At 63.2% G+C, this 13875-nt stretch carries 15 protein-coding genes; 10 read left to right on the top strand and 5 right to left on the bottom strand.

Annotated features, from left to right (window positions below; all coding sequences use genetic code 11):
• Positions 1-34 precede the first annotated feature (34 nt).
• From argB to coaBC, 4 genes are all read right to left on the bottom strand, one after another.
• Positions 35-946 (bottom strand): acetylglutamate kinase, encoded by a 912-nt coding sequence (argB, locus tag MHM84_RS18070; protein WP_239267854.1) that lies wholly within the window; start codon positions 944-946, stop codon positions 35-37.
• Between the two features lie 108 nt (positions 947-1054).
• On the bottom strand, positions 1055-2437 hold the full coding sequence (locus MHM84_RS18065; RefSeq protein WP_239267852.1) for a phosphomannomutase/phosphoglucomutase: 1383 nt from the start codon (positions 2435-2437) through the stop codon (positions 1055-1057).
• Between the two features lie 94 nt (positions 2438-2531).
• Complete coding sequence (dut, locus tag MHM84_RS18060) at positions 2532-3017, bottom strand: dUTP diphosphatase (RefSeq protein WP_239267850.1); 486 nt, start codon at positions 3015-3017, stop codon at positions 2532-2534.
• Complete coding sequence (gene coaBC, locus MHM84_RS18055) at positions 3014-4336, bottom strand: bifunctional phosphopantothenoylcysteine decarboxylase/phosphopantothenate--cysteine ligase CoaBC (RefSeq protein WP_239267848.1); 1323 nt, start codon at positions 4334-4336, stop codon at positions 3014-3016. Before coaBC ends, dut begins: the two co-directional genes overlap by 4 nt.
• A gap of 192 nt (positions 4337-4528) precedes the next feature.
• On the opposite strand from coaBC, the gene radC reads away from it, so the two are divergent.
• From radC to MHM84_RS18005, 10 genes are all read left to right on the top strand, one after another.
• The gene (radC, locus tag MHM84_RS18050; RefSeq protein WP_239267846.1) at positions 4529-5203 is read left to right on the top strand and encodes a DNA repair protein RadC; all 675 of its coding nucleotides are present in this window, start codon (positions 4529-4531) and stop codon (positions 5201-5203) included.
• Positions 5204-5403: 200 nt separating this feature from the next.
• The gene (gene rpmB, locus MHM84_RS18045) at positions 5404-5640 is read left to right on the top strand and encodes a 50S ribosomal protein L28 (protein ID WP_239267844.1); all 237 of its coding nucleotides are present in this window, start codon (positions 5404-5406) and stop codon (positions 5638-5640) included.
• Between the two features lie 12 nt (positions 5641-5652).
• Positions 5653-5808, top strand: coding sequence for a 50S ribosomal protein L33 (rpmG, locus tag MHM84_RS18040; RefSeq protein ID WP_019019574.1), 156 nt, complete (start codon positions 5653-5655; stop codon positions 5806-5808).
• 107 nt (positions 5809-5915) lie between these two features.
• A complete protein-coding gene (mutM, locus tag MHM84_RS18035; RefSeq protein ID WP_239267842.1) occupies positions 5916-6746 on the top strand; it encodes a bifunctional DNA-formamidopyrimidine glycosylase/DNA-(apurinic or apyrimidinic site) lyase in 831 nt (276 codons plus the stop codon).
• Between the two features lie 136 nt (positions 6747-6882).
• Positions 6883-8073: a class I SAM-dependent rRNA methyltransferase gene (locus MHM84_RS18030; RefSeq protein ID WP_239267840.1), complete on the top strand. Its 1191-nt coding sequence runs from the start codon at positions 6883-6885 to the stop codon at positions 8071-8073.
• A gap of 10 nt (positions 8074-8083) precedes the next feature.
• Positions 8084-8413 (top strand): DUF2007 domain-containing protein, encoded by a 330-nt coding sequence (locus MHM84_RS18025; RefSeq protein ID WP_239267839.1) that lies wholly within the window; start codon positions 8084-8086, stop codon positions 8411-8413.
• A 56-nt stretch (positions 8414-8469) separates the two neighbouring features.
• The gene (locus MHM84_RS18020; protein WP_239267837.1) at positions 8470-8910 is read left to right on the top strand and encodes a thioesterase family protein; all 441 of its coding nucleotides are present in this window, start codon (positions 8470-8472) and stop codon (positions 8908-8910) included.
• Between the two features lie 165 nt (positions 8911-9075).
• On the top strand, positions 9076-10191 hold the full coding sequence (ald, locus tag MHM84_RS18015; protein WP_239267835.1) for an alanine dehydrogenase: 1116 nt from the start codon (positions 9076-9078) through the stop codon (positions 10189-10191).
• A gap of 101 nt (positions 10192-10292) precedes the next feature.
• Positions 10293-11306, top strand: coding sequence for a tryptophan--tRNA ligase (locus MHM84_RS18010; protein ID WP_239267833.1), 1014 nt, complete (start codon positions 10293-10295; stop codon positions 11304-11306).
• A 244-nt stretch (positions 11307-11550) separates the two neighbouring features.
• On the top strand, positions 11551-12678 hold the full coding sequence (locus MHM84_RS18005) for a YeeE/YedE family protein (RefSeq protein WP_343218303.1): 1128 nt from the start codon (positions 11551-11553) through the stop codon (positions 12676-12678).
• A gap of 54 nt (positions 12679-12732) precedes the next feature.
• Here MHM84_RS18005 and MHM84_RS18000 read toward each other — a convergent pair whose 3' ends face one another.
• A complete protein-coding gene (locus tag MHM84_RS18000; protein ID WP_239267829.1) occupies positions 12733-13740 on the bottom strand; it encodes a histone deacetylase family protein in 1008 nt (335 codons plus the stop codon).
• Positions 13741-13875: the final 135 nt, after the last annotated feature.

The following is a 13875-nucleotide window of genomic DNA, read 5'->3' as shown; positions in this document are numbered from 1 at the left end:
ACCGCACCGGCGTGCAGTGCGTAAATAAAGGCGTTCAGTCAACAGGTTGGGCGGTGTCGGTGATCAGTGTGCCGACACCGGCATTGGTGAAGATCTCCAGCAGGGTGGCGTGCGGGACACGGCCGTCAACGATGTGCGAGCTGGCCACGCCGCCCTTGACGGCTTCCAGCGCACAGCGAATCTTGGGCAGCATGCCGCCGTGAATCGTGCCGTCGGCAATCAGCGCATCGACCTGCTGGGTCGACAGGCCGGTCAGTACCTCGCCCTCGGCATTCATCAGGCCGGCGACGTTGGTCAACAGCATGAGCTTTTCGGCGCGCAGCGCCTCGGCAACCTTGCCGGCGACCAGATCGGCGTTGATGTTATAGCTATTGCCCTTGGCGTCGACGCCGATCGGCGCGATCACCGGAATGAAGTCGCGGGCGGTGAGCATCTCGATCAGCTCGGTGGAGACGTGCTCGACCTCGCCGACGTGGCCGATATCGATGATTTCGGGCACGGTCATCTCGGGACTCTTGCGTTCCACCTTGAGCTGGCGGGCGCGAATCTGGCCGCCATCTTTCCCGGTCAGGCCGATCGCTTTGCCGCCGCACTGGTTGATCTGGTTGACGATGCCCTTGTTGACCAGCCCGCCGAGCACCATTTCGACCACGTCCATGGTCTCGGCATCGGTGACGCGCATGCCGTTGACGAAGCGCGACTCGATCTTGAGCTTGCCGAGCAGTTCGCCGATCTGCGGGCCGCCGCCGTGCACGACCACCGGGTTGATGCCGACTTCCTTCATCAACACCATGTCGCGGGCGAAGGAATCGACCAGCGCTTCCTCGGTCATGGCATTGCCGCCGTACTTGACCACTACGGTCTTGCCGGAGAAACGCTGGATATAGGGCAGAGCTTCGGAAAGTACCTCCACCACCAGGCGGGGATCGCGGGGTTGTTCGCTCATTGGCGATCGGTCTCCTCAGTATCAAACGCGTCGCCGGCCCGCAGGCCGACGACAAGACGTTCAGGGTGTGTCTGAAAGCCGCCAGGCGCAGGCGCTTTCAGGCACGGCCTAGAATGGCAGCTCGGCATCCGGCGCCACCTGCTTGAGCGCGTTGCGGAAACTGGCCTGGATGCGTTCGAGCGCTTCCTGGTTCTTGCCTTCGAAGCGCAGCACCAGCACCGGCGTGGTGTTGGAGGCGCGGCACAGACCCCAGCCATCGGGGTAGTCGACACGGATGCCGTCCAGAGTGGTCTTCACGCCATCGTTGCCGAAATCGCCTTCCTTGGCCAGCTTGGCGACGATATCGAACTTGTCGTCATCGGTGACCTTGACGTTGAGCTCGGGCGTACCGAGGTCCTGCGGAAAACGATGGAAGAAGGTGTCGGCGTCGTCATCCTGCTTGGAGAGGATCTCGAGCAGGCGCGCCGCGCCATAGATGCCGTCGTCGAAACCGTACCAGCGTTCCTGGAAGAAGATGTGGCCGCTCATCTCGCCGGCCAGTTGGGCGCCGGTCTCCTTCATGCGCGCCTTGATCAGCGAATGTCCGGTGCGCCACATTTCCGGCGTGCCGCCGGCCTTTTCGATCACCTGCGCCAGGTTGCTGGTGCATTTGACGTCGAAGATCACCCGGGCGCCGGGATTGCGCGTCAGCATGTCCTCGGAGAAAGCCATCATCAGGCGATCGGGATAGATCACCTCGCCCTTGGGTGTGACCACGCCCAGGCGATCGCCGTCGCCGTCGAAGGCCAGGCCGATGTCGGCGCCGGTTTCCTTGACCTTGGCGATCACGTCTTCGAGGTTCTCGAGCTTGCCGGGATCGGGGTGATGGTTGGGGAAGGTGCCGTCGATGTCGTCGAACAGGCGGATCGTCTCGACGCCCAGGCGCTCGATGAGCTTGGGGCCCAGCTCGCCGGTCACGCCGTTGCCGCAGTCGACCACGGCTTTGATCGGCCGGCTCAGCGTAACGTCGCCGAGAATGCGTTCCAGGTAGGCATCGCGAATGTCGTGCTCACGCACCGCGCCTTCGCCACTTTCCAGGTCGTCGTTCTTGATGCGCTCGTAGAGTGCGGTGATGGCGTCCCCGGACAGTGTCTCGCCGCCCAGCACGATCTTGAAGCCGTTGTAGTCCGGCGGATTGTGGCTGCCGGTGACCATGACGCCCGAGGCGGTGCCGTCGAGTACGTAAGTGGCAAAGTAGAGAACCGGCGTCGGTACCATGCCGAGGTCGATGACGTCTCGCCCGGCGGCGTTGAGGCCACGGGTCAGAGCGTCCTTGAAGCGTGGGCCCGACAGGCGCCCGTCCCGGGCGACCACGACGGTAGACTCGCCGCGCTTGGCGGCTTCGCTGCCGATGGCCCGACCGATCAGCTCGACGCTTTCGTCGGTCAATGTGTCGTCCACGATGCCGCGGATGTCATAGGCGCGGAAGATGGATGGGGTTATTTGGGTCATGATCCCTCCTTGGTGTCGACGGATGTCGCTATGTCTCCCGGCACGCTGCCGGGATGTTTCCTGTAAGCGTTACGCAACGTGCGCATACGCATGCTCAGCGGCGGCCCGAGTGGCCGAAGCCGCCTTCGCCGCGCAAGCTGACGTCGAAGTCCTCGACGACGTCGAGTTCGGCCTGTACCACAGGCACAAGCACGTATTGTGCCAGACGTTCGCCGGGCTCCAGCGTGAACGGCTGCTGGCCACGGTTCCAGACGGAAATCATCAGCTCGCCCTGATAGTCCGAGTCGATCAAGCCGACCAAGTTGCCCAGCACGATGCCATGCTTATGGCCCAGGCCCGAGCGCGGCAGGATCAGGCCGGCAAGGCCGGGATCGGCGATATGCACGGCCAGTCCGGTACGTATCAGCTCGCAGTCGCCGGGCGCGAGCATCAGCGGGGCATCGAGCAGCGCGCGCAGATCCATGCCGGCGCTGCCCTGGGTCGCATAGTGCGGCAACGGGTATTGATGGACCCGCTCGTCGAGAATCTTGACGGAAAGCCGGGCGCCGCGGGTTGCAGCGGGTGTCGAAACGTCACTCATGGGGTGTCCTGTTGGGGCGTCTGCAGCGTCTCGTGTTGCTTGGCATGAAAGCGCTCCACGACGACGGCGATGATCGTATCGGCCAAGGTGGCCTTGCTCTGGGCGGGCAGCTCGAGACGGCCTGTGCCGCTGGCGGCGCTGCGCCACAAAAGCAGCGCGGCGTTCTTGTCGGCACCGAAGCCAAGGCCGGCCTGACTGACATCGTTGGCGACGATCATGTCGAGGTTCTTGCGCAGCAGCTTGTCGCGGGCGTAGGCCTCGACGTCGCGGGTCTCGGCGGCAAAACCGACCACGAATGGACGTGGCTCTGCGGCGGCCACCGCGGCAACGATGTCGGGATTCTTGACCAGGCGCAGCATCAGTGTCTCTTCGCCCGGTGTCTTCTTGAGTTTGTGCTCGCTGAATCGCTCGGCGCGATAGTCGGCGACGGCAGCGCAACCGATGAAGATGTCGCTATCGGTGATCGACTGGCGTGCCGCTTCGTGCATCTCGCTGGCCGATTCGACATCGATGCGCTCGACGCCCGCCGGCGTGGGCAGGTTGACCGGGCCGCTGATCAGGCGAACCCGGGCGCCGCGTCGGGCAGCTGCATCGGCCAGAGCGTAGCCCATCTTGCCCGAGCTGTGGTTGGTCAGGTAGCGCACAGGATCCAGCGGTTCACGTGTCGGCCCGGCGGTCAGCGTAATGGTCAGGCCCAAGGCGTCGAGCGTCTTGTCATCGTCCGGCGTGGCGCTGTCCGGTCCATCGGCAAGAGGCGAGTCGAAAGGCAGCGTGTCCGGCTGAGTGGTCAGTCTTGCAACGATGGCCTCGGGCTCCAGCATGCGGCCGGGGCCGATATCGCCGCAGGCCTGGTCACCTGCATCTGGGCCGAGCAGCTGCCAGCCGTACTCCGCGAGGCGGGTGACATTGTCCTGGGTGGCCGGGTGACGCCACATGGCTTGATTCATGGCCGGCGCCATCAGGCAGTCGGCTTCGGTGGCCAGGCACAGGGTGGTCAGCAGATCGTCGGCATGGCCGTGGGCGAGACGTGCCATCAGGTCCGCCGTGGCCGGGGCGATCAATACCACCTCGGCCCAACGGGCCAGCTCGATATGCCCCATGCCGGCCTCTGCCTCCGGATCGAGCAGCGAGGTGCGTACCGCTTCGCCGGTCAGGGCCTGCAACGTCAATGGCGTGATAAACGCCTGGGCCCCCTCGGTCATCACCACGCGAACCTCGGCGCCGGCTTTCTTCAGTAGCCGCGCCAAGTGCGCGCTCTTGTAGGCGGCGATGCCGGCGCTGATGCCCAGCAGAATGCGCTTTCCGGCCAGATGCGACATGGCAAGCAATCCTAGTGATCCTGGGGGGTTACCTTACCATTACATGCACGCCTTTGCGTAGCGCGACCACTCGTTCGGGCGCGGTGGCACTGTCAGTGATGGCGTACATGAAAAGAGCAGGTTGCCGATTCAGGCTAGTCGTGGATGTCGCGTAATGTAAGTCCCGGTGTTTTCGGGTAACGGGGAGAGGCAATGGGCATTCGGGACTGGCCCGAGGGCGAGCGACCGCGCGAGAAGCTGTTGTCGTTGGGGGCGGCCGCGCTGTCGGATGCGGAACTGCTGGCGATCTTTCTGCGCGTGGGCGTAAAGGGCCGATCGGCGGTGGATCTGGCGCGGGATTTGTTGAGCGGCTTTGGTGGGCTACGCCAACTACTGGAAGCCGACCGTACGCGATTCTGCGCCGAGCATGGTCTGGGCGAGGCCAAGTTCGTGCAACTGCAGGCGGTGCTTGAGCTCTCCCGGCGTCACTTGGCCAGTCAGATCGAACGTGGCGGTGCGCTGACGTCGCCCGCCCTGGTGCGAGTCTTTTTGGCCTCGCACCTACGTCATCTCGGCCATGAAGAATTCGCTGCCCTGTTTCTGGACACCCAGCATCATGTGATTCGTTTCGAATCGATGTTTCGCGGCACGCTGGACAGCGCCTCGGTCTATCCGCGGGAAGTGGCCCGGCGCGCTCTGGAGCTGGGTGCGGGTGCGGTGATCTTCGCTCACAATCATCCTTCGGGCGTGGCCGAGCCCAGCGGAGCCGACCGGCGTATCACCGAGCGGCTCAAGGACGCACTGAGCCTGTTCGATATTCGCGTGCTGGATCATTTCGTGGTGGGCGATGGCGATGTGGTGTCGTTTGCGGAACGTGGCTGGCTATAGTGCGGAACTTGCTGCACTCGGCTTGCGGGTATAGAGTTTCTTGGCGTGGAAAACGTTGCCGTGGCGGCATCTCTCTGGTATAAAGTACGCCCTTTGACTTCCTTGGGTTAATTAAGGGGCGGAAGGCGGTTACCTGCCATTCTCTCTTCCCGGTTTGCCCGACAGGTTTTGAACAACTCGCCCAGCGGTTGGAGGCTCTCATGTCCAAAGTATGTCAGGTTACCGGCAAGCGTCCGGTGACTGGTAATAACGTATCCCACTCCCAGCGCAAGACGCGTCGTCGTTTCGTGCCCAACCTTCACACCCACCGTTTCTGGGTGGAAGCCGAGAAGCGCTTCGTCAAGCTGCGCGTCTCGTCCAAAGGCATGCGCATCATCGACAAGAAGGGCATCGAAGAGGTGCTCGTAGACATCCGCAAGCGCGGCGAGCAGATCTAAGGGAGTTGCATCATGCGTGACAAGATCAAGTTGGTGTCCAGTGCCGGTACCGGCCACTTCTACACCACGGCAAAGAACAAGCGTAATACGCCGGACAAGCTCGAATTCAAGAAGTACGATCCGGTGGTTCGCAAGCACGTGATTTACCGGGAAGCCAAGATCAAGTGATCTGAGTGCCTCCATGGCAGATCGGGTTTCAAAAAACCGCTCTGCCGAGAAAGACCCGGCCCAGGCCGGGTCTTTTCGTATCTGTACCGGATGTTGTGAGACCCGCCATGCCCGAGCTACCCGAAGTCGAAACTACGCGCCGCGGCATCGCTCCGCATATCGTGGGGCAGGAAATCAGCGAGGTGATCGTCCGCGAACGGCGTCTGCGTACTCCGGTTCCCGACGATCTGGCCGATAGCCTGATTGGCCGTCGCATCGGTGAGTTGGGACGTCGCGCCAAGTACCTGTTGCTACCGCTGCAGGCGTCGGAGGGTGGCGAGCGGACGCTGATCTGGCATCTGGGCATGTCGGGCAGCCTGCGCATCGCTCGGGTCGGGGATCTTCCCAGGAAGCACGACCATGTCGACATTATCGTCGAGGATGGCAGCGTCCTGCGCTATCACGACCCGCGCCGTTTCGGTTTCGTCGACTGGCTGCAGGGCGGCATCGGTAGCGATTCCCGCTTCCGCCGACTGGGTCCCGAGCCGCTATCGCCGGATTTCACCGGGGATCGGCTGTACACGCTGTCGCGCGGAAAGCGTCTGGCGGTCAAGCCGTTTCTGATGGATAACGCCGTCGTCGTGGGCGTGGGCAATATCTACGCCACCGAAGCCTTGTACATGGCAGGTATCGATCCACGCCGGGCGGCGGGAAGAATCTCGCGCGAACGCTACCTGCGGCTGGCCGAGGCGGTACGCGAGGTGCTGGCTGCCGCCATCACCCAGGGCGGCACCACGCTGCGCGACTTCGTCAGCGGCACCGGCGAACCGGGCTATTTCGCTCAGCGGCTCAATGTCTATGGCCGGGCCGGGCAGGCCTGCCGGCGATGTGGCGATGAGCTGCGCCTGATTACGTTGGGGCAGCGAGCGAGCGTTTACTGTGCGCACTGCCAAACCTGATCGAAAGCCGCGGCGCATGGCCGTCGCGCGCCAGCTTTTCTGGCAAGCCGGGGCCATATTATCGTTGTGCCTTTTTCTTCCTGTCATCCTGGCGCGTTAGAATACGCGCAGTCCTTTCATCCTGACGGAGAGTTCCGTGTCCGAACGCCTGCGCCTCAAGAAGAACGCCGATCGCCGCCTCAAGGCGGGGCATCTCTGGCTGTACTCCAACGAGATCGATATCGAGGCGACGCCGCTCAAGGGTGTCGAGCCCGGTGCCCAAGCCATTATCGAGGCCGCCAACGGCAAGCCGCTGGGAGTGGCCTACGTCAATCCGCACTCGCTGATCTGTGCGCGGGTGGTGTCGCGTGATGCCAATGTGCGCCTCGATCGCTCGTTGCTGGTGCATCGCTTCAATCAGGCGCTGGCGTTGCGTCAGCGGCTGTTCGCCAAGCCGTTCTATCGGCTGATTCATGGCGAGGGCGATCTGTTGCCGGGCCTGATCGTCGACCGCTTCGACGACGTGCTGGTCGTTCAGCTCAATACCTTGGGTATGGAGCATCTGGGCGATGAGATCGTCGCTGCACTGGACAAGGTGTTGTCGCCGCGGGCCATCGTGTTCAAGAACGATTCGTCCGGACGGCGTCAGGAGCAGCTCGAGCGTCAGGTCGAGGTGGTCTTCGGCGAGCTGCCGGAGCAGGTCCTGCTGGAAGAGAACGGCGTACGTTTCGTGGCGCCGGTAATCGATGGTCAGAAGACCGGCTGGTTCTACGATCATCGTGCCAATCGCGCCTGGTTCAATGGCCTGGTGGCCGGCAAGCGCGTGCTCGACGTGTTCAGTTATGTCGGCGGCTGGGGCGTACAGGCGGCCGCCCACGGGGCGACGGAAGTGCTGTGCATCGACAGCTCTGCCGAGGCGCTGGAGCGCGTCGCCGAAAATGCTGCACTCAATGGTCTGGCCGAGCAGGTGGCCATCGGAGAGGGCGATGCCTTCGAGGCACTGGCTGCGCTCAAGGCCGAGGGCGAACAATTCGACGTGATCGTGCTCGACCCGCCGGCCTTCATCAAGAAGCGCAAGGACATTCCCAATGGCGAGCGTGCCTACTCGCGTCTCAATCGCGAGGCCATGCGCCTGCTGGGACGCGACGGCCTGCTGCTGAGCGCCTCGTGTTCGATGCACCTGGCGCCCGAGCGCTTGGTCGAATGCGTGCGTGGTGCGGTACGTCATCAGGACCGGCATGGCCAGATCATCTATCAGGGTGGCCAGGGGCCGGATCATCCGGTGCATCCGGCGATTCCCGAGACGGCTTACCTCAAGGCGCTGGGCGTACGCGTCTTCCGCGACTAGCGAGGCCATTGTGGCGGTTGCCGGCGAGCTGTGCCTGTTCGCGCATTCCAATGCGCTGTTGGTCAGTCATGTGTGCAACGTGCTTGAGGCTGCCGGTATCGCCTGCGAGCTACGCAACATGTCGCTCGGTGGCGGCGCCGGTGAGCTGCCCTTGAGCGAATGCGAGCCGGAAGTCTGGGTTGCGGCGTGTGACTACACGCATGCCCAGTTGCTGTTGCAAGCAGCCCTGCACGGCCCGGATGACATGCCGTCGGCCTGGCGTTGCCAGCAGTGTGGCGAGATGCTCGACGGTGTATTCGATACCTGCTGGCAGTGCGGCACGCCCCGCGACATGGAATGACAGGATAGAGCGGCATTGCTAGCCTGCTTCTTCGCAACGCAGCCCAAGGAGTCGCCATGAGCTGGGACCTGGCCGATCCCTTCGTCATCGATATTACGGTTACCGAGGCGGCCATCGACGCCTACGGACATGCCAACAATGCCGAATACCTGCGCTGGGTGGAGCGGGTAAGCTGGGCGCACTCCCAGTCTCTGGGCCTGGATATCGACGATTATCGCCAGCATGATCGAGCCATGGCCGTGCATCGCCACGAGCTCGATTATCTGGCTCCGGCACATGCCGGCGACCGACTGGCGATGGCGACATGGATCGTCGCCTGCGATGGCCGTATGACGCTGACGCGTCGTTTCCAGCTCCTGCGGCCTGACGATGGCGTGACGCTGCTGCGGGCACGTACCCGCTTTGCCTGTATCGCTCTCTCGTCGGGTCGCCCGCGACGCCTGCCGGCGGCTTACGTCGATGTCTATGGAGGAGCGCTGGTCGACGAGACGGTGTGATGCCGAGGAATGTTCTGCTGTTGGCAGCGCTGGCAAGGAAAACGACTCTGTCTGTCATATTGAAGAGAACGATTTTTCTTTTTATGGCGCCGTTTTAATGTGTTTGAGGCCTTGTGCTGTACTAGGTGGGTAATTCGCTCTACTCCATCGTGCGCAGGAGGGGTCATGAAGATCGCCGTTCCCAAGGAAATCAAGAACCACGAATATCGTATCGCCCTGACGCCCACCGGCGTACGCGAGCTGATCGAACGCGGCCATCGGGTGGCTGTGGAAGCCTCGGCGGGAGAGGGATCGGGGTATCCCGATGCCGATTACCAGGCCGCCGGTGCCGACGTCGAGCAGGACGTCGACACGCTCTGGCGCGATGCCGAGCTGATCGTCAAGGTCAAGGAACCGCAGCCCGACGAGGTTGCCCGGCTCAAGGAAGGCCAGACCCTGTTCACTTACCTGCATCTGGCCGCCGAGGAAACCTTGACCCGCGGGCTCATGAAATCCGGCGCGACCTGTATCGCCTACGAGACCATCACCGACCGTGATGGCGGATTGCCGCTGCTGGCGCCGATGAGTCGGGTGGCGGGGCGCATGGCCGTGCAGGCCGGCGCGCATAGTCTGGAGAAGGCGCAAGGGGGCTCGGGTGTGCTGCTGCCCGGGGTGCCGGGGGTGGCGCCGGCCAGTGTGACCGTCATCGGCGGCGGTGTGGTCGGCGAGAATGCCGCACGCATGGCGCTGGGTCTGGGGGCCGAAGTCACAGTGCTCGACAAGTCGCTGTCACGCCTGGAGACGCTCGATCATCGCTATCAGGGCCGGCTGCGCACCGTGTATTCGACGTCCGACGCGCTGGATGAGGCGATCCGCACGTCCGATCTGATCATCGGTGCGGTGCTGGTGCCCGGCGCCGCTGCACCCAAGCTGATCACTCGCGGTCAACTGGGCGAGATGCGCCCCGGCAGCGTGCTCGTCGACGTCGCCATCGATCAGGGCGGTTGTTTCGAGACCAGCAAAGCCACGACCCACGCCGAACCCACCTACGTGGTCGATGGCATCGTGCACTACTGTGTGGCCAACATGCCCGGGGCGGTGGCGCGCACCTCCACTCAGGCATTGACCAATGCCACTCTGCCTTTCGTCATTGCCCTGGCCGAGCGGGGCTGGAAACAGGCGCTCGGCGACGATCCCCACTTCCTGGCCGGTCTCAACGTGCATGCCGGCCAGGTGACGCACCCGGCGGTGGCCGAAGCCTTCGGCCTGGAAAGCGTCGATCCGCGTAGCGTGACGGCATGAAACTTACCGGACTGCCGGTCCATGGCCGGCGGTCGCTTTGAAAAGCACCGGCGTTGTACACTAGGGCGTATTTACCCTCGCTTACGCAGATACGCCTACTCATGGAAAAAACTCGCGTTCTTACCGGTATCACCACCACCGGCACGCCGCATCTCGGCAATTACGTCGGAGCCATCAAGCCGGCGATCGACGCCAGCCAGGACCCCAACGTACAGTCCTATTATTTTCTCGCCGATCTGCATGCCCTGATCAAGTGTCAGGATCCCAAGCGCGTCCAGGAGTCACGTCTGGAGATCGCCGCCACCTGGCTGGCGCTGGGCCTGGATACCGACAATGCCATCTTCTATCGCCAGTCGGACATTCCCGAGATCCCCGAACTGAACTGGATGCTTTCCTGCGTCTGCGCCAAGGGCCTGATGAATCGGGCGCATGCCTACAAGGCCGCCGTGGCCGAGAACGAGTCCGCGGGCCAGCAGGATCTGGACAAGGGCGTGACCATGGGCCTGTTCGGCTACCCGGTGCTGATGGCCGCCGACATCCTGATGTTCAATGCCAACAAGGTGCCGGTGGGGCGTGATCAGATCCAGCACATCGAAATGGCGCGCGACATGGCCGGGCGCTTCAATCACCTGTTCAAGGGCCAGTACTTCACACTGCCCGAGGCGGTGGTCGACGAGAAGGTCGAGGTGCTGGGCGGGCTCGACGGACGCAAGATGTCCAAGAGCTACAACAACACCATTCCGCTGTTCGTCAGCGAGAAGAAACTGCTCAAGCTGGTCCGCAAGATCAAGACCAACTCGCTGGAGCCCGGCGAGCCGAAGGATCCCGATGCCTGCACGCTGTTCCAGATCTATTCGGCCTTCGCCAGTGCCGAAGAGACACAGGCGATGCGCCAACGTTATGCCGAAGGCATCGGTTGGGGCGAGGCCAAGAACGAATTGTTCGAGCACCTCAACGCCCACCTGCGCGAGCCGCGCGAGCGTTACCAGGCGCTGATGGAAGATCCCGGTCATATCGAGCGGGTGCTGAAGACAGGGGCTGAGCGTGCCCGCACCGAGGCTGCGCCGCTGATGGACAAGTTGCGCCATGCGGTGGGGCTGGGACGCTTCGTCTAGTCGACCTGCCTGCGACGCCGAGAGCGCCCCACGTGGGCGCTTATTGTAAGCGGGTTAATTATTCCTAAAGCTAATTAATTCATCGCGCTTATCTATTTCCTGATTCTTGAGTAAAAAGGTAGGCTTTATCCGGCTTTGCTCGGATGAGCTCACGAATCAGGAGGAGTCCATGACGGACATGACATTGGCGCCGCAACGCCCGGCTCCCGCGGTTTGGCTGGGGGCGGGGGCGTTGCTGCTGGGTATGCTGGGGCTGGCGATCGCCTTCGGCCCGCGGCTGGCTGCACTCATGCTGGTCGGTGGCGCCTTCGGCATGGTGCTCTATCATGCCGCGTTCGGTTTCACCGGGGCCTGGCGCGTATTTATCAGCGAGCGGCGTGGGCGCGGATTGCGTGCCCAGATGCTCATGCTTGCCCTGGCCGTGGTGCTGTTCTTTCCGGCGCTGGCGGCGGGTACGCTGTTCGGCACGCCAGTGTCGGGTTATGTTGCGCCGATCGGGGTATCGGTGCTGGTGGGTGCCTTTCTGTTTGGCCTGGGAATGCAGCTCGGCGGCGGTTGCGCTTCCGGCACGCTGTTCACGGTCGGTGGCGGCAATGCCCGCATGCTCATCACCCTAGCTTTCTTCATCGTCGGCTCCTTGATCGGTACGGCGCACTTTACCTGGTGGCAGAGCCTGCCGGCCTTTCGGCCGACCTCGCTGGTCGAGGTGTTCGGTGCCGGTGGCGGTATTGCGGTCAGCTTGGCGGTCTTTGCCCTGATTGCCGCGGTCACAGTGATCATGGAGCGGCATCGCCATGGCCGGCTGGAGTCAGCCCCTCAGGTCGAAGACAAGCGTTCACGCTGGCTGCGTGGCCCCTGGCCGCTGCTGTTCGGCGCCGTTGCGCTGGCGCTGCTCAATTTCATTACCCTGGCGCTGGCGGGCCGTCCATGGGGCATCACGTCGGCGTTTGCGCTTTGGGGCGCCAAGGTCTTCGAGGTGCTGGGCGGCGATGTCAGCAGTTGGGGTTACTGGCAGGCCCCTGGTAACGCTGCCGCGCTCGAGGCAAGCGTGTGGTCCGATATTACGACCGTGATGAATGTGGGGATCATTCTGGGGGCGTTGGTGGCTGCTTCGCTAGCCGGCAAGTTTGCGCCGAAGTTCAATATTCCGCTGCGTTCGGTCGTTGCCGCGGTTGTGGGTGGCCTGTTGCTCGGTTACGGGGCGCGTCTGGCGTTCGGCTGCAATATCGGCGCATATTTTGGCGGCATTGCCTCGGGCAGTCTGCATGGCTGGTTGTGGCTGGTGGCGGCCTTTGCCGGCAACATTTTGGGCGTCAAGCTGCGCCCGTGGTTCTTCAGTCGCCCCGCACAGCCCGTGGCACGCAGCAACTGAGTACCAGCCGTTTTCCGCTCCTGACGCCTCGGCCTTTGCCGGGGCGTCGTCGTTTCAGCCCAGCAGTCCGCGAAAGAAGGAGCGAGCGTTCACTTCCAGGCTATCCACGGCGTAACCACCTTCCTGGATCACCAGCGTAGGCAGATTGAACCCGGCGACGATCTGGCCGAGCTGGGCGAAGCCCTCCGTACTGACGCTGACCTTGGCCTGGGGATCGTCGGTATAGATATCGAAACCCAGGGCCAGGATCAACACGTCGGGGGCATACAGGGCAACGGCGCGGCAGGCCTCGTCGAGCCGGGCGAAGAAGTCGGCTTCCGAAGCGCCGTGGGGCATCGGCAGGTTGAGGTTGTAGCCGTAGCCGGATTCTTGGCCGCGTTCGTCCTCGAAGCCGCAAGCGGCGGGGTAGAAGTTGGTCGGATCGCCGTGGATCGAAACGTAAAGTACATCGTCACGGGTATAGAAGATTTCCTGGATTCCCTGGCCGTGGTGCATGTCGGTATCGAGAATGGCGATGCGCGAATGGTGATGACTGAGCCGCTGGGCCGCGATGGCGGCATTGTTGAGATAGCAGAAGCCGCCGGCCGCATCGGCGCGCGCATGGTGGCCCGGCGGACGACATAGTGCATAGGCCTGGCGCTCGCCCTGGATCAAGGTGTCGGCGGCGGCGATGGCGCTCTGTGCCGAGGCGTAGGCGGCCTGCCAGGTAAATTCGCCCAGCGGCGCGCTGCCATCGGCCAGATAACGGCCGGCTTCGGCGAGTACGCCACGCAGGGCATTGGGTTCGCGCACGAAGACGTTGGACATGACCTCGCCGCCCCAGTCTTCGGGCCAGCGTCGATGGGCACTTTCCAGAAAACGCAGGTAGGGTTGGGTATGCACTTCGGCAATGGGGCCCATGCCGGCATCCCCGGGGCGCTCGCACGAGGCGTTCAAGGATGCCACGGCCGCGAGCAGCGGATCGATGCGTGTCGGCACCTCTTGCGGCGTACGCATCTTGCCGCGCGAGAAATAGCTGCACGGATGATGCAGGGCCTGGTCGTCATGGTAGAACGTGCGCATGCCGGCTCCTGAAAAAACGGAAAATCTTTCGCTAAGCGTAAGCGTAACCATAGCGACCGAGGCCCGGGCTCGAAAGCGGGAGTCGGGCGGTGTGCGTCGCGCTCATTGTCGGCAAGCGTGTTAATCTAGGCGCAC

Origin of the sequence: Halomonas sp. McH1-25 (assembly GCF_022348165.1) — a bacterium.
In the GTDB taxonomy this organism is placed as follows: domain Bacteria; phylum Pseudomonadota; class Gammaproteobacteria; order Pseudomonadales; family Halomonadaceae; genus Modicisalibacter.
This window is presented reverse-complemented; position numbering and strand designations above follow the sequence as displayed.